This window comes from Yeguia hominis (assembly GCF_014384705.1).
GTDB lineage: Bacteria > Bacillota > Clostridia > Oscillospirales > Acutalibacteraceae > Yeguia > Yeguia hominis.
This window is the reverse complement of record NZ_JACRSN010000013.1, coordinates 56,789-81,088: the sequence shown is the minus strand read 5'-3', so window position 1 is coordinate 81,088 and position 24,300 is coordinate 56,789. Positions and strand designations below refer to the sequence as shown.

Below are 24,300 nucleotides of genomic sequence, written 5' to 3'. Positions count from 1 at the left end.
TTATTGATTGCGATAAAGCGTATCTGCTTCTTGGGGAACAGAATCTCGGTATAAAAGCCAACTTCAAGATAGTTTCTGCCGAAACGGCTCATATCCTTGACGATAATCGTGCCGATTTTTCCAGCTTCGGCTTCTGCAAGCATTGCCTGAAATCCGGGACGATTAAAGTTACGCCCTGTATAGCCGTCATCGGTAAAATGCTTGATGTTCGTCATACCGCTTTTGCGGGCAAAATCTTCGAGAAATCTCTTTTGATTCAGTATTGAGTTTGATTCGCCCTGCTGCTCATCATCCTTGGACAGCCTTTCATAGAGGGCTGTAACTCTGTTAAAATCCCTGATTTTAGGCACTTTCTGACCTCCTTTCCGTCTTTTATTCGCAGCCATATTCAATGGACTGCTTGCAATATATATCCTAAAACTTCTTTTCCGTTTGGGTCAAGAATGACAAATGATGTGTTGCACTGCATAAGATTCGGCTTGCAGTAAAACCTTGTCTTACCGGCTCCCGAACCGCCGCACACAAGGGTGTTTAAGTTTCTTCGGTGTTTCTTCGCATTGAGTCCGATACAGACATTTTGCGTCATCAGCTTATTTGCAGAAGCCGGAGACTGTCTGTATTTTTTGTTTACGGCTCTTGCATTGCCCCATTTTGCAGAACCGTGTTCTTCACGCCTTCGGTAATTCTTCTGTGTTGAGAAGTAAATCCCAATACCCATTGCATAGCAGAGAAGCAAAACGAGGACAGTTTTTAGGCTGTCCTCGCATAGCTCAATATGAAATGGTTCGTTGAACGCTGTTAATAGGCTCGGCAGTATTTCCGGCAATCCTCCTTTTACAGAGGGTGCAATCAGAAGTGCCAGCCATACGACCGGGATAATACCGATGACGGAAAGAATAATAGCAGACTGCCTCTCGTTATCTCGATTCACAGGAGCGTTCCTTTTCGATAACTTTGAACTTTTTCTTTGGGGCAGTTCCGACCTTGATGATAAGGTCGTCCACCGCATCGGTAGATTTGCCCTCGTTCATCAAATCTGTTTTCTCGTCGTTGAGAGAACGGATAATAATGCCGTGTTCATAATCGTCCAATGCGATATGATACATTTCTTCCTTCGCCATAGTCTCACCTTATCTTTCGTAGTCTTTGCTTCGTTCCTGCTTTTTCTTGTAAAGCTCATCGGAAACACGGGAGTGAATATCCGCCATTGCGTTTCTCGTTTTGGAAAGCTCATAGCGAATGTCCTTCGGCTCTTTGCCGGCGAGCTTTTCAGGGATACGGTTGATAGCAAAATTCTGTGTATCGACGCCGTACTTTTTGCAAAGCATATAGCCGATACATACTGCCTGAAAGCCCATATCCGCTCTGCTGTAACTGTCGCTGTTGATAGAGAGCTGTGCGTGGCCAAGCTCCTGTGCTACGCACTGAGCGACCGCTACGCTGTCTCCCACATCACGCTTTACATACAAGGTCTGTTCCTCGTTGTTATAAAACGCCGCCATATTGGGATACGGAAGCTCATTTGTTGCTTCCACTTCAACCGGGGAAGAATCCAGCATAACGGTAATGAGTGCTTTCGGGTCACGGTTGACAGTCGGTGCAGGCGGTCTTTTGCCGTTGGTCTGCGAAACATCAAAGACCTTTTTCACATTGTAGGAAATGCCGGTCGTACCGTCTTTCTTTGCATACTCGACAGGTTCAAGAATGGAAATGCTTTTCGCACCTTTCTGAATTTTCACATTATCTTTGCTCCAGTCATCAAAGTTTTTAAGCTGGCTTGCTTCGGGAAGCTGCTTGAAAATCAGAAGTGCGTTGACCGCAGAGTATCTGTCAAGACGGCTCTGCGTATCAAGGAAGGCTTTGAACTTTTCCGGGTCGGAAACAATCGCCTTTGCGGTGTCGTCCGCCATCTGATATACGGCTTCTTTTTCAGCCTTCATCTTCTCGGCATATTCCTCTTTGGAAAGTCGTTTGCTCTGCTGTCCTGCCTTAGCAGGGGTAAAATTGTTTGTCATTGTGATTACCTCTCTTTCACATTTTTGCTTTTAGGTTTCGGCTGCTGGTGTACGGTCTGTGCCGGGGCGTTCTTGACTTCCGGCTTTGATACCTCCGGCTCTTTGCGTTCTGCTTCTTTCTGCTGCTTGGACTGTGCCTTATATCGGTCAAGCTTTGCTTTTACCGACGGCTTTCTCTGTCTGTCGCTTACAGTACCCTTATCAGTTTGCATATCTACCGGCTCGGAGTCGTGCCTTGACGGAGGGTTTTTGTCCGTTTTGGCGACTGTGGGGTTTGACTGGGAATACCCCTCTTTCTGAATAGGTTTTCTGACGGCTTCCTCAGTGATGATTTCGTTTTTGGTTTTCGTCGGCTTGTCTTTCTCCAAAGCTTCACGCTTTTCGACAGCCTTCTGAGACTCGGTGACAATCGCAGCCTTATCAACTTTACCGAGTTCAAATCTCTCAACGATTCTCTGAATTTTGGAAGCGTCCTCTGCACGGGCAATAATATCAATCGGGACATTATCGCCCTTTGTGTTTTTATCCCTGAGTACGCAGTAGAGAACGCCGTAGCGTTTTGCCTGCTCGGTAAACTTCTTCAAGTCCTTGTTGGGGATAGAAAACACCTTCAGCTCCTTGCCCGACTTAATCATATTAGTAAGTCGAGCCTTGCCTTTTGTTTTCTGTTCCTGTTTGAGAACAGAGACTAAAAGAACGGCAATATTCTTTGCTGCCGCTCCGCTTAATTTTGCGGCTACTTCAAAGCCTTCAAGCGATAGCCTGACGACCTGTTCTGCCGCATCACCTCCGTTTGTCATTACGGTTCTGCTCCTTTCGTTCTTGTTTTTCTTCGTAAACTCTTACCGTTTCAAGGTTGGCTTCAATAACCTTTGACCTTTCGGCTATGTCATCACAAAGACCGACCTCTTTGCGGAGAGTCCACAGCTTGCTCGTGATTGCCGTAATCTGCTCTTTGACATTTGATAGCTCATCGTCACTCAAATTTCTTCTTAACTGTTTTCGCAGGTGCGTTCTATCGTCAGTCAAGGATTTGATTTGCGACAACACGGACTCTTTATATGAGAAAAGCTGCTCGTCGGTAGAAATGTTCTCCCGTCCAAGCAGCCTTGTCTCCTGAGTGATTTTGTCGAGCTTCAGCAAATCTTCTTTCAAAAGATAGTGAAGCCTTGCGGTATTCTGTTTTTTGTACTTCGGCAGATAACCCAGCTTATAGCAGTAATGCAGATACAGCCCATACAGTCCGCCGACCTTTTTGACTTTGTGTTCTCTTGTGGGCATTCGGTACTGCCTGACTCTTACCGTTTCCTTTGCAAAAGGAACGATAAGAACCTTTTGATTTTCCGTCAGCCTACGCTTGATTGCGTCCTCGGTATAATTCTCTCCGAGTGATTTAAGTCGTATCGGCTTCTTGTATCCTTTCGGGACAATCGTCCAATACTTTCGACTGTCGCTGAGACAATGTTCATAGCCCATCTGAGTCAGGATATAATCAAAGGTCTTTAAGTTGGTGCTGTGTGCAATCGCTTCATCAATGGCGTCACGGGTCATTGAATATCGGCTCGGCATACCGGCTTGTTCCTGCTTGTAGTAATAAGAGGATTGCTTACTGCGGTTTGGGTTCGGATTGTAATACAGTCCGTACTTTTCACAAAGGCAGTCGGCAACCAAACGAAACTTGAACCACGCTTTTTCGTCGCCCCATAACCGCTTGCCGTCCACAAAGGAAACGGAGTTTATTACATAATGACAGTGCAGGTGTTTCGTGTTCAGATGAGTAGTAACCACCACCTGAAATCTTTTGCCCCACACTTCGTTTGCAAATTCCATTCCGATTTTCTGTGCAAGCTCCGGGGATATGTCCTGTTCCTTAAAGCTCAGGTATCCGTGATAGGCTTGAATGCCGTCGTCTTTGCCGTATGCTTTTTTTACAGATATAAACTGGTCTCTTGCGGTCGCAGGGTTGCAGTTGATACCCTCTACGAAAAACTCACGCTCGGTTTTTTCTTCGTCCTTTGCATAGCTGAGAACATCACGGAGAGCCTGATACTGTTCCTCGGTGTAAATGTCTGCCGCCGTCTTTTCGGGATTGGCGGCATAGTCGATTACCTGACCGAGCCTTGATGTGACCGACCACAATTTACTTACTGCCATTTCATATCGCTCTTATCGGGTCTTAAAAAAGTACGCTCCACATCAGCCTGAAACTTGTGCCAACGCTCGGCTTCCTTTTTGAGCTGCGGTGCGTCCACAAATCCGAGGGTGTTTGCTTTCGCCGCAAGCTGATTGATGTTGTTGCCGATAGCGGAAAGCTCACGCATAACATCGTAAAATCTTTCATCGGGCTTTTCTCTCGGCTCGTATCCTCTGAGAAGCAAACGGATAAGTCCGCCTTCGGAAAGACACGCCCGCTTTGCTTTTTTCTGCAAATCCTGAGCTTCTGCCTTGTTCATCAGAATGTGCTTTTCAATGTTTCTCTTGCTCATTTTTATCGCTGTCCTTTCTGTAAATATAGTGTCTGTCCCGGTTTATCTGAAACAGGCACATTGTTGTTACTCCGAAAAAGCCGCCGATGAGTAACCCGGCGGCGACCAATACTATCTCCCGCAAAGCTTATGCTCCTTTCTTGCTTGGGGTATTAGGGGCAACCCCTAACGAGTGTACCGTTTTGGACATTCCTGTCCATAAATGGTCTGCTCGCTAAGATTATGCAGACACTCAGGGTTGCCCCATAGATTGACTCTTATCTCTCCATATCCTTTGAGACAGGCTTATACGGCTTTGCTTCAATACCGTCCAAGGACTTATAAAATCTCTCCGGGTATTTGAACTTTTCCTCGTACTTACGAGCCAGTTCTTTCGGCATACTGAGGAACTTTTCCGACTCAATCGGTGCGTATGCAATGAAGAACTTGCCGGCAATAATGTCGAGCATTTCACGGTTGCTGTCGTCTTTCACATAACATTTTTCAATCTTCCAACCATCCTTGCCGCCGTGTTCATCAGCCATATACGCTTCCAGTCGCACACATTTATCCGAGCCGTCAAGGGAAGAAGCATAGATAGAATATCCTCCCATACCCTCAATGAAAGCCTTATTGTTACTGCTGACAACATAGGTTCTTTGTTCCTCTGTGTAAGGCTTGTCAAAGCTGTCATCCGTAAAAACAATATATCCGGTCGTGTGGTTTCTTTCTTTTTCTGCCTGCCGGAAATGAGCTTTCAACTGCGGATAACTCATCTCAACATTCTCAGGCTCGGAATAAACTGCCCTGTTCAACGGCAAGCCGTTCATCTTTCCTTCATCGTTGCAGATGATGGCAACTTCGTCCTCAAAGGGCATATATTCTTCAATATCTCCCTCCACAAGAGACTGCATTGCTTCAAGCGTATCCTCGATTTCAATGAGCTTCGGATACCTGCCCGGCTCAACAAGAATGACGGAAATCTTCTCAGGTGCTTCTACCTTTTCAAAGGTATCCTCGTTAATATTCAAGGCGAGGGAGCTTCCGTTTTCCCAACTCATATGAATCTGTCCGGCGTCGTCAACGAATTTAACCGTTCCTTTCAGACCGTAGGGCATTTGACTTTCGCCAGCCATTTCAGTGAGTACAATCTGCGTTCCCTCCGGGTACATTTCTCTGATTTCTTTTAGTTTCATCGTGCAAAACTCCTTTCGGTTTTATCTTTTATTCCCAAGCGTTTACAAAGAAAGTCGTTGACATCTTTCCCATATTGGGGAGGGTCGTCAACGACTTCATACTTATCTGAAAGAATCGTCTGCAACGCTTTGGTCGCTTTTCTTCCGGCAATATCATTGTCCAAATGAAGAACAATTCGCCTGATTGTTTTGTCCTTTTCAAGCAGCCTGCCGAGTGTAACAGGCACTTTCGAGTCCTCGATTTTCTGCTTTGGGGAATACACTCCCGCAAGAGAAACAAGGTTAAACTGTCGCCAGTCTTTGCCCTCCAGCTTCATCAAAGTTGCATAGGAAAGCAGGTCAATGGCACACTCAAAAAGATGAACCTCTCCGGTGTTCTCGGCAGTCAGGCGGAAAGAATATTGCTTTTTGCTTCCGGTGCAGTCGCCCATAATTCTTGATTGATTTGTTGCTCTGTATGCGGCGTATTTAGGTTCTTTGTTCTCGTCATAGCCGATAAAAACAGCATTATGATATGGGAGCGACTCGATGATTAGCTTCTGTTCCAAGCAGTAGTTGATAATTTCATAATCAATCCCACGCCCGAAAAGATAATCAAATACCACATCGGTAGTGGGGCTTTTTTCAGGCAGAAGCAAAGGCTGGTTCTCATAACATTTGATGTTTTCACAAGTCGGAAAGCTGACTGAACCGTTTCCCATAATGGTCTGAACCGCCTCCACAAAATCCATTCCACGGACTTTGATAAGGTAATCGAGGGCAGATTTGCCCCCGATACCTCTCGACCACCACATCCATTTGCCGTTGGAAATCTTCAAGCTGTCGTGGGTTCTTGTGGTGTAGGTGTTACTTGAAAATTTAACAAGCTCGCCCGGTTCATACTCTCTAAGATAGGTTAATAAATCCATTCGTTTGGCTTCGGTTATGACTTCCGGTGCAATATACGGCATAATTATCACCGCCGTTCTACATCAGCAAATCGGCAACCGCTTTCTGTATCGGTTCGTTGATACTGAGCTTTGCAATGATAATGAGTATCTTATCAACAGGGCAGCCGATGTCATTCCAAACAGTCCAAGCACCTCCCGCAAGGTCGTCGTTTTCATACAAAGCAATGATTTCTTCCGGCGAAAACACCGTTTCAATGCTCTGTCGAACCAACTCTCCGTAGAAAGAAAGCTTTGCATTTCTAAGGGCAAATTCTGCTTCCTTTGCGGGCGGTTTGCTTCTTTTCAATTCGAGATATGCTTTATCAAGTCTCCTGACCACAACCATCATCATTGCGTCAAAAGGGTTAATGATTGCTTTTCTGCAAGGGCAGTTTTCTCTTTCCTTATCGGGTGTCATTTTATCGTTCATAGGTTTTCTCCTTTCGTGTGTTCGGCACTTCGCCCTCATCGGGTTCGCCGCCGACAATTTCGTTTTCTCGCTTATCCATATTGAGCAAGATATTCAGCTCGTCCAAGCGGGCAAGCTTTGTCTTTAGTTCTTCCTCTTGGATAAACGGTTTTTGGACTTCTTTCTTTGCGGTTTCCAACTGATTTGTGGTGTTCTCAAGGTCATTTTCCGCAAGCGACAAGCTCTCGGCAAATCTCTCAATGCCGTTATCAAGACGGATAATATTGCCGTGTGCGTCATCACCGAGAGGAACATTTCTGCTTGTCGCACCTTTCAGTCGAACCTCATAATTTCGCTCTGCGGTATTAAAAAGCAGTTCCGTTTCAAACCCTCGGTACTTGCCGAGAGGAATAGGGTCGGGGCTGTTCATCTGCTTGCAGGCTTCAATGATTGCTTTACCGGCGTCGGCTTTTTCGGAATAAAAAACACCCTTAACCTCCATACCGACAAATCGGTCGTCCGTTGGTTTCGGGTGCTGTTTCGCAGTTTCTACATCTTGCTTCAATCCTTCAATACGGTTTTCCAAAGCTGTAATTCGCTGCGGATAATATTTGATTATCTTATCTTCCAAAGCGTATTTTTCAGATAGAAAGTTGGATTTTAAGAGCTTCAGCTTTTGAACTTGAATGTCCAAATCCATCTTCTCCTTAATATACGGGTTGCCGGTGGCAAGCATTTTAATCTCTGCATAGGAAAGGGCGGTTTCATCAATATCCTCGGCAGAACGCACCGGGGATTTGCTCGTCATAATCTGACTGGCGAACTTTTGCTTTCCCTCTACAAGCTGATAGAGATATGCGTCAAAGGTCTGCTCCGTTACATAGCGGTAAATATCTACATCAGGATTTGAGTTACCCTGACGGATAATTCGACCGGAACGCTGCTCCAAGTCTGACGGTCTCCACGGGCAATCCACATCGTGAAGTGCGATAAGTCTGTCCTGAACATTCGTGCCGGCTCCCATCTTTTGCGTAGAGCCGAGAAGCACTCTGACCTCGCCTTTACGGGTCTTTTGGAACAGTTCTTTTTTCTTCACATCGGTATCTGCTTCGTGGATAAAGCGGACTTCGCTTTCGGGGACACCACGCTCTATGAGCTTCTTTCTGATGTCGTTATATACCGAGAATGTTCCGTCATTCTTTGGAGTTGAGAGGTCGCAGAACACAAGCTGTGCCGATTTTTTATCGGCTGTTTCCTCCCAAATACGGTAGATGTTATCGACGCAGGCGTTGATTTTACTGCCCTCAAAATCAGGCAGCATATCGTTAAGCATACGCTGGTCAAGTGCTAACTTCCTGCCGTCGTTTGTAATTTTAAGCATATTATCTACACTCGAATCTACACCGCCGCCACGGACTTTCTCGGCTCGTTCCGCAAGGGAAGCAACCATCTCTTTCTGCATTTCCGAAGGCTTGACCGCAACATTGTGGAAGTGTGCTTCCGGCACAGGCAGTTCCAGCATATCCGCCGTCTTGATGTCGGCGACCTCCTTAAACATCGCCATAAGCTCCGGTAGGTTGTAGAATTTCGCAAAGCGGGTTTTCGCTCTGTAACCCGTTCCCTCCGGGGTAAGCTCAACGGCTGTTACAGTCTCTCCAAAGGTACTTGCCCACGAGTCGAAGTGCTGCAAGTTGTTTTTGACAAGCGTGTTGTACTGCAAGTATCGCTGAATGGTATATAGCTCCACCATACTGTTTGAGATAGGAGTACCGGTTGCAAATACCGTTCCTCGACCGCCTGTAAGCTCGTCAAGGTATCGGCACTTCATAAACAGGTCGGAGGATTTCTGTGCTTCCGTTTGAGCGATACCGCCCACATTACGCATTTTGGTGTAAAGATAGAGGTTCTTGTAATAATGACTCTCGTCAATAAAAAGCCTGTCCACACCGAGTTCTTCAAAGGTAACAACATCGTCCTTTCGGCTTTGGTCGTTGAGCTTTTCCAGCTTTTGTTTCACGGACTTTTTAGACTTTTCAAGCTGTTTAATGGAGAAGTTTTCTCCACGGTTTCGCTTCAAATCCATAATACCGTCTGTCAGTTCTTCAAGCTGCTGCTCAAGAATTGCCCTCTGTCTTTCAATGGACATCGGGATTTTCTCAAACTGAGAATGACCGATGATTACGGCGTCATAATCTCCCGTGGCAATTCGACCGCAGAACTTTTTGCGGTTCTTTGTCTCAAAATCTCGCTTTGTCGCTACGAGAATATTCGCCGCCGGATAGAGTTGTAAGAACTCCGCCGCCCATTGCTCGGTTAAGTGATTTGGCACTACGAACAGCGACTTATTGCAAAGTCCCAGTCGTTTGGACTCCATAGCGGCGGCTACCATTTCAAAGGTCTTGCCCGCACCGACTGCGTGTGCTAACAGCGTATTACCGCCGTACAGAATGTGTGCAACCGCATTTTTCTGATGTTCACGGAGTTCGATTTCCGGGTTCATACCGTTGAAAACAATGTGGCTTCCGTCGTACTCACGGGGTCTTATACTGTTGAACTTTTCGTTATACATCTTCGTGAGTTTTTCTCGGCGGGCAGGGTCAGCCCATATCCAGTCCTGAAAGCCCTGCTTTATGAGTTCCTGCTTTGCCTGTGCGATTGCCGTCTCTTTTTTATTGAGAACGGCTTTCTTTCTGCCTTCCTCATCTTCGATATAGTCAAAGATTCGGACATCTTTCAGGTTCAGTGTTTCCTCAATTATCTTATATGCGTTGATGCGGGAAGTACCGTATGTGCTGTACGCTTTTACATTGGAACGGTCGTAGCTCTTTCCCTCAATGTTCCATTCGCCGGTAAACTGAGAGTAGTGAACCTTGATATTCCATTGTGCATAGCGTGGGGTGTCGAGAAACTCAAACATAAACTGTTGGAATATTTCGGGCGGTATCCAAGTCGCACCGAGCCTTACGGAAATCTCGCTTGCCGTCAAATCCTTTGGCTGCACCTTTTCAAGTGCCTGCACATTGACGGTGTAATCTTCGGGATACAGTGCCGCAGACCTTTTGGCTGTCGCCAGCTTCTCACGAACATTGCCCGACAGATATTCGTCTGCCATCAGATACTTCGGCTCATAGGAATTACCGTACTCATAAAGGGGATTTAAGAAGATTACACCCTTTAAGTCAGCGAATAATTCCTCCTCACTTTTGCCGGACAACTCCATCATATATTCCATATCAATGGCTGCTTTTTCGCCCATAGAGACAGCGAGAGCCTCGTCTGCGGTGTCAACCTCCGTTACCGGCTTGTGCGGTTTAATCGTCCTTTTGAAGAACATATCCGCCTTGCGTTCCAGTTCGCCATCTTCATTGATAACCTCAAGAGCGGAGAGCAGAGCATAGGAGCTGTCGTCGGAAAAGGCAGAAGTATTGGCACGGCTGTTAATCAGTCCGTACTTCTTTGTAAAGCTGTCATACAGTGTGTTCAGCTTATCCTGTGCCTGTTTGATTTCGCTGTCCGGGTAATCCTCGGTTTGCAGTTCAATCAAGTTACGGACGCAATCTCTTATCCCAATCATACCCTTAATGCGGTTCTCAGCGGTTGCAGATACCTCCACCGGGGACATACGGGAGTTCTCACGGAAATAGATTTTATCGTCTAAAACAGTGTAAGAGAAGTTCCTTACCATAGGGTCTGCCGGGATAGAATTATCTTCTTCCTCCAGTTCGTCGGCAACCTCGTATTCGGAGATTTCTCCGTGAATGTTTGAGACTGCTTCGTTCAAAAGCTCCGAAAGGTCGGCATTTTCAAACGGTTCACAGGTTGCTTCCGGTCCGAAGCGACCGCTTACCATTTTCATTTCGCCGAGTATCATTTCCGGGTGCTGAACAAAATATGAGTTCATCCTTATACCGTTTTCGTCGGTGTCAAGATGAACCCAATCCGGCTCAATATCTATGAGTCTGTCTCGCTTTTGCAGAAACAGAATATCGGATACGACCTCTGTCCCGGCATTACCTTTGAAGGTGTCGTTCGGAAGTCTGATTGCTCCGAGAAGCTCCGCCCTCTGTGCGATATATTTACGCACATTGGAGTTTTCCTTGTCCATAGTTCCTTTGCTTGTCACAAGAGCCATCACACCGCCGGGGCGTAACTTATCAAGCGATTTTGCAAAGAAATAATCGTGGATTAAGAAATTGTACTTGTCGTATCGTTTATCGGAGACTTTGAAATCTCCGAAAGGCACATTGCCGATAATGCCGTCAAAGAAGCTGTCGGGGACATTTACTTCCTCAAAGCCCTGTGCCGCAATGGAAGATTTCTGATAAAGCTGCTGAGCGATACCGGCTGAAATGGTATCAAGCTCAACACCGTAAACCTTTGCGTTTTCCATTGACTTGGGCAGCATACCGATGAAATTACCGATACCGCAGGACGGCTCAAGCAGGTTGCCCTCCTGAAATCCCATCTGTTCCAACACCTTGTAAATGGCGGTAGATACTTCGGGCGGAGTGTAAAATGCAGTCAGTGTGCTTTCTCTTGCCGACGCATATTCCTCCGGCGTCAGGATGTTTTTCAGCATTGCATACTCTGTATGCCAAGCTCCTGCTCGTTCGTCGAAGGCTTCGGGAATACCGCCCCAACCGACATATCTCGACAAGATTTTCTGCTCGTCAGGTGTTGCAAAACGGTTTTCGTTTTGACAATCTCTCAGGACTTTTATTGCTGCATAGTTTCGGTGGAAGCGTTCTTTCTTGTTCACTTCTTCAACCTGATTATTGGCAAGGTCAAAGTTGTGTCGTTCGGACATAGGAATATCCGGGTGGAGGTCAAAGCTCTTTACTTTTGACTTTTTCTTTTGCTCCCAAGCGGGGACAATCGGTTCAGGCTCTTTGTCGTAACCGTTGCCGATACGAACACCCTCGTTATACATTTCCTCATCGCTGTCAAAACCGTTTTGAGTAGCAACGATTTCTCTGTAATCCTCAATCGGTACATTCCCGATATTTGTTGCCACCATATCAGCTCTTTCAGTGTTTTCAATAAGAGCTTCCATTGTGGCAGAGGTACAGTCGGTCAAATCCGGTGTCCTGTGAAATTCTCGGTCTGCGTCCACAAACCATTCCGTACCTACATCGGCAAGCTCCTGATTTGCAATGCTACCGAGATAATCAAAGAAATCCTCTGCCGAGTCATACTCCCGTGCGACTTGCTGTATCTCGTCAAAAGAAAGAGTATTTGTAACATACTGACCTCCGGCATTGCTGTCGGGGTTATAGTACATCCAAGTTACACTTTCATTGTCCCGGTCAATAAAGAAGGCGTCGTCATAACCGGTTTTCGGACTGAAATCCGGTACGGTTTCAGTATCGTTTTGAGCTTTATTTTCGCCTGTAACGGTTTTTTCTTCCGCCGGTAATACACTGACCTTCAAGTGGTCGTTCATCGGATTTTCACGCACTTTGCGGTCAAATTCTTCCCTTGAAAGTTCCTTGTTGAATAAGGGCATATCGAAGTCATAGAGCATTACACGGTTTTCATCAAAGGACAAAATCTCATACTGAGAAGCCCCAATATACACGCTGTCGCCGAGATGATATTCATACTGCGCTTCCGGCTCGTCCTCTTTGTTTTCAGGTTCAGGCGGTGCGGTAGAAAGTATCTCACGGTTTTTTCTCTGCTCTGCAAGCTCGGCTCGCCGTTCTTCCTGCTTTTCAAGCCATTCAGGGTACTTTTCTTTTTCCTTTGGGTTTAGGTATCTGTCCATACGGATAAGGTCTCCGATACGCTTTTCCACCTGAGACCAAGAAAGAGTAATGTGCGGCTTGTCGCTTCCGATACCTTTTGAAATTGTGATACCTTTTCCGTCGTGCTGTTCGTCAATGCCTGCACCGATGATGACCGGATAAGAGCCGCCCCAACCGTATTCGTTTTTCAAGAAGTCGGCGTTCTCTTTTGCGGAAATGCTCTTTTCAAACTGCTCATAGATACGCATTTTACCCTCGGAAACTCCGCTTCCACGGGTCAATACAGCGTCTATGATTTCCTGAGAAAAAGTAAAGGCAGAGGTTTTTTGTTCCTCTGCCTGATTTCCCATAATGAGAGTCAACTGACCGTCCATAGACGGAATCGGTTTCATTGTATCGGTCAATTCTCCCAAAAGTCTCATTGCTTCAAAATGCTGTGCGATAACGCCCCAGTCGTAGAAACTCTGAGCGGTTCTGTTTTCGTATTCACCCTCCCACAAGTGGAGGACATTCTGAAATGTTTTGTATCCCACAAGCCTGCCGTCGTTTAAGGTAAGCCGGGTGTAGTCGTTATTGAAGATACCCTTGATATATTCGGTACGGGTCGCATTGTCCGTATTTCTCTCATAGAAGTCTTTGATTTTTTCCTTTGAAGCGGACAAATGCGGGGTAGTACCGAGTATCTCTCGGATAGTATCATCGCCACCGAAAAACGGCAGGCTCTTGTCCTCGTGGTTTCTGTCGTAATACTCTAAGCGAATATTACCTGATTCTTCACGATTTCCTGTGCCGAGTTCCTGATGTTGTTCATCAGGCGAACCCACTTCATCATATCTTCCGCTTTCATCTGCTCCGTCAGCCCGGCTTTCTGTGCCATCTGCTTCACGAGAGTTTCCTCCAGTTCGCTGGCTCTCTGCTGAACCTCCGCCAAGTGACTGTTCAGAATCCCTTTCGTCAGAAGATTGTAGTACAGGATTTTGTGATGTTCCTTCAGATAAGTTCTCCTCATCTGCGACCATCTGCCGAGAGTCACTTCCGTCTGCTCCGGCAGTTTCAGGTTCGGAAGATTGTAATCTCCCACCATCGTGTATGTGATTTCGCTCATCGCTTTGACTCCTTTCGTCTTTGATGTCTTTATTGTATTCGGATTGCTCCTGTTCATCAATTATGCGATTTTCCTTGCTGAGCGTGCTGATTGTTCTGCTGACAGGGAGCAACGCCATTTCTGCAATGTCGCTTGTAGCAATACCCACCGCATTGAGAACTTCCTGTGAATTAAAACTTGAAATACCGGCAAAGTCATCGGGAGAATAGACCTTGTCTGCGTTCAGTCCCAATCGTGCCATAACCATATATGATACGCTGTTTCTGACAAGCTCCAAATACAAGGCATTTGCTTCGTCGGCAGACAAATACTCAATATCGCTTCCTGCACCCAAACTCATAAAGTCGGAGATATAGTCTGCGATGTTATCCTCAACGGCATTGGCAATGCTCTCTTTGACGACATTTTCAATACTCGTTGTATCGTTTACCGCACCGAAAGTATTTTCAAGTGTTTCAATAACTTCTGCTTCATATTCGGGTCTCATCTCCCAAATCGGAACAGGGCGGGAATGTCGACTTTCGTGGGTGTCCGATATATCAAAGTAATGAATCAGCCTTTGACGGCTTCTGTCTGTGTCCTCAAATACGGCAATACCCTTTGCTCCTCGGTTTACCCAGCGACCGAAAGTACCGTTCCATCGTTCGATTTCAAGCACGGCTGTTGCGTCGGGTCTTTGGGCATAAATGAGAAGCTGTTCATCAAATCGGAGCCTGAAATTTCTGCCTGCTGTTTTCAGAAACGATTGCCAGTTTACCGGATTGTCTGTAACTGCAAAACAGGTTCTTTCATACAGCTCTGAAATCAGGTCAAATTTTCTTGCCACCTCGTCTGCACCTCCTTATCGTGTTTTTTCTTTGTCCTTTGCGGATTTCGTGTTTTCTTTTGCGGCTGGTTCTACGGTATGACCGTTTCTCTCGCAAAGCTCGGCAAATTCGCAGATATGGTAGAGATTTGTGCCGACCTCCAAATGGTAGTCGTCGATATATCTGCAAGTTCTCTCCATTGTTTTGCCGTCGCCGAGCTTGATTGAGATTTTTTCTCCGTCCGCAATGCGAAACTGCTCCTGATAGTGCGGGTTGATAAATCGGATACCTCGCTCAGCGTTTTTCAAGTGGGCATTTAGCCACTCTTTCTGATAGCAATAGCAGTACAGATTGTACTCGCCCCTGTTGGGGTTAAATCTCATAAGATAGCTGTACTTTCCCGTATCAAGACGGATGCCGTAGTGGTTGCAGTCATCATTAAAGGAGCTGTCGGGAGTGGAATAACAGTAAGAGGACATAGCCTTTCTGCCGGACAAAACATCGCCGTCACGCAATCCGTTTATGACTTCATCAAATTCAGCCTTAAATTCATCGGTTTTCAAGTCTTTTCTGAAATCGTTCCAAGTCGTCCAAAACTCGTTCCCGTTAGAACCGAAGTCGGCTCTCAAATATCCGATAAGACCGGTCTGCATAGAGAGCTGCTGACTTTGGCTGAAGGTGTATTTACGCTCTGCTTCGGTCAATACTCTGTAATCCATTTTCATCACCTCGCTTGTTCGTTTGTTTGTCTTTGCTTTGGAATAGGAAAACCATAAACTCCGGCAATGTCATCGCCGAGCCTTTTGGTAACTCGTGTGATGTCGGCTCTTGTGGCTTTTCCGTTATAGATTTTATCTTGCAGATTTTCAATCTGCGTATCGGTAACACCGTCTTTGAATACACGGTAAAGATAATGGTTTGTACCGTCGTGATGAACGGCGTCGGCACGAAGGTCGCCGTACTTATCCACATACCATTCGTTGTAATCGGTATCGGAATAAAGGCAGTCCTTAATGTTGCCGGAATCAATCATCTTGTAGCCCGACACTCTGCCGTTCCATCTGCCGAGGTCGCCGATAACAATAATCGGCTGTGAAAGCTGAATATTGAGATTTACTCGTTCATCATAAAGATTTTCGGCATTGGATTTTACCATAATGTCGTAAAGCTCATCATCGGAATATCCGGGATACAGTTCCTCCAAAGACTCTCGCCAATCATCAAGGTCAAGGCTAATGTCGCTCCAAATGATATGGCGGTCATTCTGTTCCTGCCTGCTCATCAGTGCCACCTCCCAAATAAGAGAACAGCTTATTGGCTTTGGTCTGCTTCTGAAACTCGATAATCAGACTCATATCCGGAATAGTGATACCCGGAATTTTCAAAATGCTCTCCATGTCGAGCTGCTGCAATTTCTTTTCGGTATTGCAGCCTGCGTCAAACAGTTTCGTCAGAAGCTTTGTCTTTTGCTGAAAAGTGAAATTTTCCTTCATTGCTTTGTCCTCCTTATCGTTCTTTGTCTTTATTTCGCTTCTTGTTTGAAAGCTCTTGTGCCTTTTCCTTTGCCCATTCAGGCAGACGCTCAGGCTTTATTTCGCCCATAACATCCATTCTTTCATATCGGGTTGATTTGCCGGTGTGAAGATTGGTACAAAACACGGCACTTCCACGGCTGTTTGCCGACGCACCGAAACCACCTGTAACATAGTAGAGCTGTCTGTCGGCTCTCTGAAATTCAGGCTTTAATACCTTGGGGTCAATGGCTATGATTTTGCCGTTGATGTCTTTGGAATAGTGGTCGGGGATACAGTCGGCTTCTGTTATGAGTGTGATTGGAATATCCAGTTTTTCGACCTGTTCCTTGAAAAGCTCCGCTTCATTTGCCACACGGCTTCCGAAAAGGTGTACGATTTCGATATAGTCATCGCTTACCATACATTCCGAACACAGTTCAAACAGGTCGTTTCGCTCTGCAAAGCCGCACATAAATTTATCGCCGTTTGTACTTTGCTCATTGGAAGCCAAGATAACTTCCTTTTCGCCCACATTGACCGAGCAAAGAACAGTGTATTCACCGATTTTTCTTTTTCCCTCGTTCATATCCACACCTCAGCTTACTTCAATCACAATTCTGATGTTTCCGCAGTCGCAGCCACTGCACTGCCTTGACAGTTCGGGAAATAGGGATTGCACTCTCTGTCTTGCTCTGCGGATAGTCTCAAAGCACGGCAAGCCGTAGCCTTTATAGTTGTTGACTATATCCTCAAGCGGTAAATCTCCGACTCTCATATAGCTGTATCGGTTGTAATAGCAAAGGATAAGCTGCATATCGTCATACCTCGTTTCGGGGCATTCTCTGAGTATTGCAAGCACCTTGCTGTCAACCGTCTTTTGCTTATTCATAATGCACCTCCGTAAAAGAACGGTGGGCGAAGTTTTCACTCCGCCCACACAAGCGTTCCTTATTTCTTTCTGTTCTTAATCTGCAAGAAGATAAAGCCGCCGATAATAAAGGCGACTAATACAACTGCTACGATTGTTTTAGCGTCCATTACTCATTGTCCTCCTTCTTCTTTTTTCTGTACGCAACAACGGCTGTGCCGACAATACCGAGGGCAGAAAGTCCCGCAAGTGCCGTCCACAAGCCCACATTGCTGTTATCTCCGGTCTTTGGTGTATCTCTCAGCTCATTGTGCATTTCCACAACGGTAGTAGAACCGACCTTTACGGTTGCAATCTTATCCGCAGGAAGCACATAGGAAGCAGAAACACTATCCTGAACCTCGGAAATGGTGTAATCGCCGATACGAAGTCCCTCGATAATGATTTCGCCGTTCTTATCGGTCGTGAAGCTTCGGTCGTAACCGTTTACTCCTGTAACTCTGAAAGTGAAGCCTTCAACCTTACCGTCAGAGGAAGTTTTAACGATTTTCAGGTTTCCTTTCATAGCTGTGTTAATAAAGCCGACGCCGGCTTTGTTTTCTACCTCGTAGGTGGTTTCATCTTTTTCAATGAAAACAGAGTACACACCCTTATCAAGCTCAAAGCCATCCGGTGCTTTGGTTTCTCTTACAAGGTATTTTCCGTAAAGAAGTTCCTTCATCTCGTAAATACCGGTAGAGGTTTCGGAGAGAGTTCCGATAAGCTCGTCGGCGTCATCCAGTTTACCGTCGCCGTTTACATCTTTGTAAACCTCAAAGGTCGCTCCTGTCAGCTTGTTGTCCGGGTAATCTTCATCGACCTTAGTCAACTTGATATTGCCGTGAACATACTCATTGACGATTTCGACCTCAATGACCTGAGCGACCTCGGAGATTTTAACTTCATAAGAAGTTTCATCAAGCACGAAGCCCTCCGGCTGCTCGATTTCTCTTACAAGCCAGTTGCCATACGGTACTTTCTCAAAAGAAAAGCTACCGTCTTTTTGGGAGGTAGCAGTCATCAAAGCATTTTCTTTTGTAAATTCGGTTTCATCAGCCTTAAACAGACCGATTACAGCACCTCCCAGTGCTTCGCCGTTTTCGGTAATCTTCTTACCGGAAACAGAACCGTAAATGAGCTTGTTTTCAATCGGCTTGCCGTCATTGACCGCAATCTCAACATTTGCGGTATCCTGACCGGCATAGCTGAAAGTGAACGGATACTTGGCGTCGGTAAGGATATAATGCTCATCGGTGGCAAGTTCCTTTACATAGTAGCTTCCGAAAGGAAGGTCGGTTTTGATAACAGCCTTGCCGTTCTCGGAAAGTGAGATAATCTCAATCAGTCCGTCTGCCGGAATAGAAGTACCGCTTGCAGAAACAAGTTCTTCTGCGGCGAAAAGTCCGAAGCTGATATTCTTCATTTCATCGCCGTTGCCGATATTGAAGATGTCGTTCTTTTCAATAGTCTTTTCAAGACTTACCGCTACTTTCTGCCTGTCGTTTACAAAGCTTGTGGCGGTTTCGGTTACAGACACTTCCTGACCGGCATAAGTCAGCTCAACATCGTGAGCTTCTTTGTTGATGACCATACCCTCCGGTGCAGTAATTTCAACCACCGTATATTTTCCGAGATAAAGCTCCTTACTCTTGGCAAGTCCGTTTTCATCTGTGGTAACAGTATCTACTACCTCGCCCTTTGCATAACGGAGTGTACCGTCGGGAGTGATAATATCTTCTGCTGCGCTAATCTCATAAACTGCACCTGCAAGACCTTTCACTTCATAGACAGGCTGATAAATCACATCGGCGTTTTCCACGCCGGAGATATTTACCCCTGAAAACACCTCGCCGGTCTTTTCAATGCTGACTGTACCTTTCTGTGCCATATTAGGCTTATCGACCTTAATCACGGTAATACCACCCTCATCGGAAGAATGTTCCTCTGCCACATCAAAGTACACCGGTGTGCTGTCAAGCACATATCCGTAAGGAGCCTGAACTTCTACAAGAGAATATCCCTTGCCGTATTCCAGTTTTTCCGGTGTCACAAGCTGTCCGTTTGCGTCGGTGTAGAAAGTATCAATCGTTGTCGGAGTAGGATAAGTGAAGGTCATTGTTACCTGATTGCCGTCAGGGTCAAAGATTTTGAAGCCTGCACCGGCATAAGGAATGTTTTTACCGCTTTCTGCGTCCACCTTGACAACCTTGATATAGCTTTCAAAGTTTGCGTTGTTGATAAGATAGCGGTAGGTCTGTCCGTCCTGAGCAATGAACACATCAAAGTTCTTCATCAGCTCACGACCTTCCCAACCGGAGGTCTGATGAACGGTATATACGCCGTAAGGCATATCCTTTGTCTGCCCGAAACCGTTTTCATCACAGACAATGACATCTCTTTCATCTTCTTCTGCTGCGTCAAAACTGCCGGAAGATTTGAGATAGATTTCAAAGGTTGCTCCGTTTTCCGGTGTTTCAATCTGAGTTTCGCCGTCATCGGTGTGCTTGATAATGGCGATATTGCCTTTCATAACCTGTTCGGTAACATCATTTGCTGTCTGATTGTGTTCCACCGTATAAAGCTGCGGTTCAGCACCGACCTTGTGAACAGTCGTATCAAGCAGATAACCCTCGGACGGCGTGATTTCACGGATTGTCCAGTCATTATCACAGACATATTCCTTTGTGGTAAACTGCCCGTTCTTATCCGTCACATACTTGTCCACAAGGGTTTCGCCTTTATAGATACCGTAAACTGCTCCGGCAAGGGTAGCGTCGCCCTGCGGTGTGCCTTCCTCTCGGTCGCTCTTTGTTACGGTTACGCTGAACTTTTTGAGAATGTTCGTGAAGTTTCTTGTGGTTACTTCTTTCCAGTTAATCGGTGCGGTCTGATTTGCAGGCACAACATAACGGATTGCGGTATCCACTTCCTCAATGGTGTATGGGGTAGTGCCGCTGATAAGCACATCATCAAAAGAAGCAACACCGTTCTTATCTGTCACGGCATACTCATCGACAGCAATACCGGAAAGAGATGTGCCGTAAAGATGGAAGGTAACGCCCTCAACCAAGTTATCCTCAGAAGATTTGATGACCTGAAGATTACCTCTTTTGAGAACATTATTGAAATTGACCTTTGACACCTGACCGGCAACAACAGTTACTCTGTGAACCTCCTGCGGAACATATTTGTCGATAGACTGTTCTGTTACCGTGTAAACACCGGGCATAAGGTTATCCAGTTGGAATTTACCGCCGTTTGCGGTTGTTACAGTCTGATTGACACCGTTACCGCTTATGGTAAACTGAATGCCGTCAACCTTTCCGTCCTCACTTGTCTTTACAATCTGACAAGAGCCGTAGCTTACCTTCATTTTGACAAAGCCGCTGACAGGGTCACTGACCTCCTGAGCATAAGTGACCACATCCTGAATGCCGTTTCCGTTCTGATGGATACCGTCAGACCATACGACAACACCTCTGCGGACACCGTTCTTTTTTGCGGCTGTGATGGTAAATTCCTTGCTCGGAGCTTTCTCCATCGAAACAGTCAATTTGTTTCCGCTGACAGAGAAAGAAACCCCGTCAATGTTTGCCGAGAAGTTGTAATTGCCAAGCACACCGTTTGTATCGGTGAGAGTAGCAACATACTTGCTTCCGTTCCATTCAAGCTCGTTTACCTTTGCAGAACCGCTTGACCTTGTGCAGAAGCTCGGCACTTTGGTGTGATTCTGAACACTTGTTACCATACTGTTGTAGTACGACAAGATTTTACTGCGGAGTGGGTGTGCAGTGCTTACACATTCAAGCACGGCATTGTATCCGCTGGTAGAAACGTGATTAAAGCCTGCGTCTCTTTCTCCGACAATCGTTTCCCAAATCAAAATCTGAGTGGCATAAGCGTGTGCGATGCAGTTTGCGTCGCTTTCATTCTGCGACTTCCAGCTTGTCGAAATACCTCCACGGTAGCCGTACTGCAAGATACGACCGATAAGCAGGCGAATGTCATCGCCGGAAATCGTTCCGTTCGGGCTGATGTTATTAAAGAAGTTCTCGTCCTTTTCGGTGAGAGTATCTCCAGTCCGCTGACCTGTACCCGGTTCAATACAGTAGGCAATATTGCCCGAATACGAACCCATTGCACGAAGTCCTGTATATTTTGTGGACAAGCCTTTCCAACCGTTCATATAGTTGAGATTGCCGTGTCCCCATTCGCCGTTGTTATTGGTATCTCCGCTTCGGGGATAATCGACGAGGTACACATCGGCTTTTTCTCCTACGGCTGCAAAGGCTGTCGTTGCCCCAATGCCCGTAAAAGCAGTAAGGCTCATAACCGCCGCCAACATAAGCGAGACGGCTTTCTTGAATTTTGTTTTAACCATTGCGTTTTCCTCCTTGAAATGCAAAAACGCACCGATTTTACTCAGTGCGTCCGCTTAAAATTATTTTGTTTTAGCAGTAGCCGATATAGATGTTGTAATCCGTATCGGATAGCTTTTCTGTCCATATCCACACAGCGGTAAAACCCTCGCTGTTCTTGTATCGGTTCAGTCTGCTTTCAATATCAGACTTGATACCGCTTCGGTTAGGATTTGCGGATATGGGGTTGTCCCAACATTCTGTCGCCGTGATGTCAAGAGAAAGCCCTATGCTTACCGCATACTCTTTTGCGTAACTAACATAAGGGCTGACATCGAATGTCTGCTTGTGCGGCTCTGTCGGTTTCGGTTCTGCCGGCTTTTCAGTCGGTTTTTCAACCGGCTTTTGTTCGGCAGTTGTCTGTTCTTTTGGCTGTTCCGTTTGTTTTTCGGGTTCAGCCTGCGTGGTTGTCTGCTTCGGTGGCTCTGCCTTTGGCTTTTCGGTTGCAGGAGTATCAGCCGTTTTTTCTTCCGCCGGTTTTGTCTGAACAGTCGCAACCGTCTGCCTTTCAGCGGTTGATTGGCTTTCTTCTGCCGTAATCGGTGTTTCTTCCTGAACTGTCGTGCTTTCCGGTTCTTCTGCCGTTTCTTCCTGAGAATCTGTTTCGGTATTACCAGCCGGAAAAGAAGTCTCTGTTTTCGTAATCTCCTGTGCAGCTTCTTTGGCTGTGTTACCGTTACAACCTACGAGGAAAATCATCAGGCAGGCAAGAACACAAGGTATCAGCCTGTTTTTCATATCCATCGCTCCTTTCTGCCTTAATCGTAATCAAAACCGGTCAAAACATCAAAGGTGCGATTGGCTGAACTTTTTATCGTAGCAGACATTTTGCTTTTGCTCCAAATGTGCGAACCCTTTTATAGACAGCTATATGTTATTAGAGATAGATATACTCAAGGGAGATAGAGTATATTTTTCAGCAGGTTAATAGCCGGTATATATAGGGGTTAGAGTGTGAGAAAGGGGGAAGGCTATCGGCTGTCACGGTCGGCTCTGCTTCGCAGAAACTTGTTGTAATGCTCCAATGCCTTGCACACAAAATCCTCCGTTTGGCTTATGGGAATATTCTTCGGGATAAGCTGTCGAACCCTATCGCCCCTCAAAACAATTTTCTCCCTTTGGTTTGGTTTTTCCTCCGACATAATCGCTTGGATTGCTTCGGTTGTGAGCTTGCCCTCCTCAAAGAACTTTCGCATACGGATTGTTTGGTCGTGGGACGGGGTTGCGTCGTTCAGGTCGATTTCATCAACCACATCACGCTGACTGTCCTCATCGAGAAAAGACAATTCAACCGCCGGTCGCATTTTAATTCGCCCCTCATCAACATATTCCAAAAGTTCGGGAACAAGGTTTGTAAGGCGAATATATCTGCGAACTTGGGTTTGACTGTCACCCGACTGCTCTCCAATTAGTTGTGCTGTTTCTTTTCCGCTTGACTTCCAACCCACTGGGTCGGAAGTTAGGTCTGTTCTTTTGCCTTGTCTGCTCAATGCTTCCAAACGCATTTTGTAGGCATAGGCTTTTTCCGAGGGAAGTATCTGCGACCTTTGGTAGTTGCTCTCAACCATTAAAATCGTGGCTTCGTCTCGGTTCAGTTCAACGACCTCACAACGGAGAGTATCAAACCCGGCAAGCTCACAGGCTCGCTTTCGTCTGTGTCCCGATATGAGTTCGTATCTGCCGTCCTCTTTCTGCCTTACCGTCGCCGGAGTGATTACCCCTCGTTCCTTAATACTCTCAATGAGCTGTGCCATATCCTCGTCATCACGCACCTTAAAAGGGTGGTCGGGGAAATCGTCAATCTCAGTCAAGGGAATATCTCGGATTTTTGAAAGTTTTTCTTCATCTCTCTGTTCCTGCGTCGAGAATAAGTCATCGAGCTTCGTGAGAGTGAAGTCGCTCTTTCTTCCTGCCATCGGCTAACACCTCCTTTGTAAATTCGGTGTACGCTTTTGACACCGTGCTGCCCGGTTCGTAGGCAAAAATGCTCTTGCCTTTGGAAGAAGTCTCTGCGGCTTTTACGGCAATCGGGATATATGTTCGATACATCTTGATTTGACTACCGAAGTTCTCTCTCAGAGCTTCTACCGTGCTTTTGGCGAGGTTGGTACGGCTATCCACCAAAGTGAGAAGCATACCGTCAATCTTTAAGCCCGGATTGATACGCTTCTTAACTCGTGAAATGGTCTGAACAAGCTGCGTCATACCTTTTGCCGGTAAATACTGAGCCTGAACAGGAATTATTACGCTGTCTGCCGCAGATAGAGCATTGATTGTTACCATTCCGAGGGAAGGCATACAATCTATTAAGATATAGTCGTATTTCTCCTTCACTTCGCTGAGATAGTTTCTCAATGCCGTCTCTCTGCTCATTGCGTTGACAAGGTTAAACTCCATTGCTGAAAGCTCAAGGTTTGCCGGAATAAGGTCAACACCTTCGTCGTGGTGCAGAATACCGACCGTAGGGTCATTCATCGTTTCATTTATGACATCTGTGAGTTTCGTTGCAAGCGTGATACCCAAGTTGTCTGTATCCTGCCAACCGAGACAAGTGGTTAAGTCGCCCTGTGGGTCTGCGTCTATGAGCAGCACTTTCTTTCCCTGCATTGCAAGACCGACGCCGAGGTTTACCGTAGTGGTCGTCTTTCCAACTCCGCCTTTTTGATTGCATATCGCAATCGTTTTGCAGTTCGACACTTTGTGCGTCCTCCTTTCGTGAAATTCATAGCCATCGCAGTATGGCTATGTACTTGACCGGCTCATTTCCTAACCGGTCGGGCAATATTTGTTCT

General features: G+C 46.1%; 20 protein-coding genes and 1 pseudogene. All 21 read right to left on the bottom strand.

Annotated features, from left to right (window positions below):
- The coding region (locus IAG03_RS09410) for a recombinase family protein (RefSeq protein WP_430472452.1) at window positions 1–350 on the bottom strand (350 nt) is incomplete at its 3' end.
- Between the two features lie 74 nt (window positions 351–424).
- Window positions 425–931, bottom strand: a pseudogene (locus IAG03_RS09405) (type IV secretory system conjugative DNA transfer family protein); the annotation flags it as partial.
- Window positions 918–1,121 carry a hypothetical protein gene (locus IAG03_RS09400; protein WP_002606285.1) on the bottom strand — a complete coding sequence of 68 codons (204 nt, stop codon included), beginning with the start codon at window positions 1,119–1,121 and terminating at the stop codon, window positions 918–920. The pseudogene IAG03_RS09405 and the gene IAG03_RS09400, both read right to left, overlap by 14 nt.
- Window positions 1,122–1,130: 9 nt before the next feature.
- Window positions 1,131–2,015 (bottom strand): hypothetical protein, encoded by an 885-nt coding sequence (locus IAG03_RS09395; protein ID WP_015573064.1) that lies wholly within the window; start codon window positions 2,013–2,015, stop codon window positions 1,131–1,133.
- Window positions 2,016–2,020: 5 nt separating this feature from the next.
- On the bottom strand, window positions 2,021–2,815 hold the full coding sequence (locus IAG03_RS09390) for a PcfB family protein (protein WP_003525219.1): 795 nt from the start codon (window positions 2,813–2,815) through the stop codon (window positions 2,021–2,023).
- Complete coding sequence (locus IAG03_RS09385) at window positions 2,799–4,169, bottom strand: relaxase/mobilization nuclease domain-containing protein (RefSeq protein ID WP_024721688.1); 1,371 nt, start codon at window positions 4,167–4,169, stop codon at window positions 2,799–2,801. The genes IAG03_RS09390 and IAG03_RS09385 overlap by 17 nt, the downstream gene beginning before the upstream one ends.
- A complete protein-coding gene (locus IAG03_RS09380; protein ID WP_024721689.1) occupies window positions 4,160–4,501 on the bottom strand; it encodes a plasmid mobilization protein in 342 nt (113 codons plus the stop codon). The genes IAG03_RS09385 and IAG03_RS09380 overlap by 10 nt, the downstream gene beginning before the upstream one ends.
- The gene (locus IAG03_RS09375; RefSeq protein ID WP_242989553.1) at window positions 4,482–4,610 is read right to left on the bottom strand and encodes a DUF3789 domain-containing protein; all 129 of its coding nucleotides are present in this window, start codon (window positions 4,608–4,610) and stop codon (window positions 4,482–4,484) included. Before IAG03_RS09375 ends, IAG03_RS09380 begins: the two co-directional genes overlap by 20 nt.
- Before the next feature lie 148 nt (window positions 4,611–4,758).
- Window positions 4,759–5,676 (bottom strand): DUF3846 domain-containing protein, encoded by a 918-nt coding sequence (locus IAG03_RS09370; protein WP_102364678.1) that lies wholly within the window; start codon window positions 5,674–5,676, stop codon window positions 4,759–4,761.
- Complete coding sequence (locus IAG03_RS09365) at window positions 5,673–6,626, bottom strand: DUF3991 and TOPRIM domain-containing protein (protein WP_249319842.1); 954 nt, start codon at window positions 6,624–6,626, stop codon at window positions 5,673–5,675. The genes IAG03_RS09370 and IAG03_RS09365 overlap by 4 nt, the downstream gene beginning before the upstream one ends.
- A gap of 16 nt (window positions 6,627–6,642) precedes the next feature.
- Window positions 6,643–7,035, bottom strand: coding sequence for a hypothetical protein (locus tag IAG03_RS09360; protein ID WP_014635901.1), 393 nt, complete (start codon window positions 7,033–7,035; stop codon window positions 6,643–6,645).
- The gene (locus IAG03_RS14580; RefSeq protein ID WP_430472451.1) at window positions 7,025–14,689 is read right to left on the bottom strand and encodes an N-6 DNA methylase; all 7,665 of its coding nucleotides are present in this window, start codon (window positions 14,687–14,689) and stop codon (window positions 7,025–7,027) included. Before IAG03_RS14580 ends, IAG03_RS09360 begins: the two co-directional genes overlap by 11 nt.
- 15 nt (window positions 14,690–14,704) lie before the next feature.
- Complete coding sequence (locus IAG03_RS09345; protein WP_015573070.1) at window positions 14,705–15,388, bottom strand: hypothetical protein; 684 nt, start codon at window positions 15,386–15,388, stop codon at window positions 14,705–14,707.
- 5 nt (window positions 15,389–15,393) lie between these two features.
- Window positions 15,394–15,951 carry a hypothetical protein gene (locus IAG03_RS09340; protein ID WP_024721694.1) on the bottom strand — a complete coding sequence of 186 codons (558 nt, stop codon included), beginning with the start codon at window positions 15,949–15,951 and terminating at the stop codon, window positions 15,394–15,396.
- On the bottom strand, window positions 15,929–16,162 hold the full coding sequence (locus IAG03_RS09335; RefSeq protein ID WP_015573071.1) for a hypothetical protein: 234 nt from the start codon (window positions 16,160–16,162) through the stop codon (window positions 15,929–15,931). Before IAG03_RS09335 ends, IAG03_RS09340 begins: the two co-directional genes overlap by 23 nt.
- A 13-nt stretch (window positions 16,163–16,175) precedes the next feature.
- Window positions 16,176–16,769: a hypothetical protein gene (locus IAG03_RS09330; RefSeq protein WP_015573072.1), complete on the bottom strand. Its 594-nt coding sequence runs from the start codon at window positions 16,767–16,769 to the stop codon at window positions 16,176–16,178.
- Between the two features lie 9 nt (window positions 16,770–16,778).
- Window positions 16,779–17,072: an exodeoxyribonuclease VII small subunit gene (locus IAG03_RS09325; RefSeq protein ID WP_003525240.1), complete on the bottom strand. Its 294-nt coding sequence runs from the start codon at window positions 17,070–17,072 to the stop codon at window positions 16,779–16,781.
- A gap of 148 nt (window positions 17,073–17,220) precedes the next feature.
- The gene (locus IAG03_RS09320; RefSeq protein WP_015573073.1) at window positions 17,221–21,471 is read right to left on the bottom strand and encodes a SpaA isopeptide-forming pilin-related protein; all 4,251 of its coding nucleotides are present in this window, start codon (window positions 21,469–21,471) and stop codon (window positions 17,221–17,223) included.
- Window positions 21,472–21,541: 70 nt separating this feature from the next.
- A complete protein-coding gene (locus IAG03_RS09315; RefSeq protein WP_024721696.1) occupies window positions 21,542–22,246 on the bottom strand; it encodes a hypothetical protein in 705 nt (234 codons plus the stop codon).
- Window positions 22,247–22,479: 233 nt separating this feature from the next.
- The gene (locus IAG03_RS09310) at window positions 22,480–23,424 is read right to left on the bottom strand and encodes a ParB/RepB/Spo0J family partition protein (protein WP_024721697.1); all 945 of its coding nucleotides are present in this window, start codon (window positions 23,422–23,424) and stop codon (window positions 22,480–22,482) included.
- Window positions 23,381–24,205: a ParA family protein gene (locus tag IAG03_RS09305; protein WP_024721698.1), complete on the bottom strand. Its 825-nt coding sequence runs from the start codon at window positions 24,203–24,205 to the stop codon at window positions 23,381–23,383. Before IAG03_RS09305 ends, IAG03_RS09310 begins: the two co-directional genes overlap by 44 nt.
- Window positions 24,206–24,300: the final 95 nt, after the last annotated feature.

Bases quoted from the DNA above. Each gene is read 5' to 3' on its own strand.
- IAG03_RS09400 (WP_002606285.1), bottom strand. From the start codon at position 1,121: ATGGCGAAGGAAGAAATGTATCATATCGCATTGGACGATTATGAACAC.
- IAG03_RS09395 (WP_015573064.1), bottom strand. From the start codon at position 2,015: ATGACAAACAATTTTACCCCTGCTAAGGCAGGACAGCAGAGCAAACGA.
- IAG03_RS09390 (WP_003525219.1), bottom strand. From the start codon at position 2,815: ATGACAAACGGAGGTGATGCGGCAGAACAGGTCGTCAGGCTATCGCTT.
- IAG03_RS09385 (WP_024721688.1), bottom strand. From the start codon at position 4,169: ATGGCAGTAAGTAAATTGTGGTCGGTCACATCAAGGCTCGGTCAGGTA.
- IAG03_RS09380 (WP_024721689.1), bottom strand. From the start codon at position 4,501: ATGAGCAAGAGAAACATTGAAAAGCACATTCTGATGAACAAGGCAGAA.
- IAG03_RS09370 (WP_102364678.1), bottom strand. From the start codon at position 5,676: ATGAAACTAAAAGAAATCAGAGAAATGTACCCGGAGGGAACGCAGATT.
- IAG03_RS09365 (WP_249319842.1), bottom strand. From the start codon at position 6,626: ATGCCGTATATTGCACCGGAAGTCATAACCGAAGCCAAACGAATGGAT.
- IAG03_RS09360 (WP_014635901.1), bottom strand. From the start codon at position 7,035: ATGAACGATAAAATGACACCCGATAAGGAAAGAGAAAACTGCCCTTGC.
- IAG03_RS09345 (WP_015573070.1), bottom strand. From the start codon at position 15,388: ATGGATTACAGAGTATTGACCGAAGCAGAGCGTAAATACACCTTCAGC.
- IAG03_RS09340 (WP_024721694.1), bottom strand. From the start codon at position 15,951: ATGAGCAGGCAGGAACAGAATGACCGCCATATCATTTGGAGCGACATT.
- IAG03_RS09335 (WP_015573071.1), bottom strand. From the start codon at position 16,162: ATGAAGGAAAATTTCACTTTTCAGCAAAAGACAAAGCTTCTGACGAAA.
- IAG03_RS09330 (WP_015573072.1), bottom strand. From the start codon at position 16,769: ATGAACGAGGGAAAAAGAAAAATCGGTGAATACACTGTTCTTTGCTCG.
- IAG03_RS09325 (WP_003525240.1), bottom strand. From the start codon at position 17,072: ATGAATAAGCAAAAGACGGTTGACAGCAAGGTGCTTGCAATACTCAGA.
- IAG03_RS09320 (WP_015573073.1), bottom strand. From the start codon at position 21,471: ATGGTTAAAACAAAATTCAAGAAAGCCGTCTCGCTTATGTTGGCGGCG.
- IAG03_RS09315 (WP_024721696.1), bottom strand. From the start codon at position 22,246: ATGAAAAACAGGCTGATACCTTGTGTTCTTGCCTGCCTGATGATTTTC.
- IAG03_RS09310 (WP_024721697.1), bottom strand. From the start codon at position 23,424: ATGGCAGGAAGAAAGAGCGACTTCACTCTCACGAAGCTCGATGACTTA.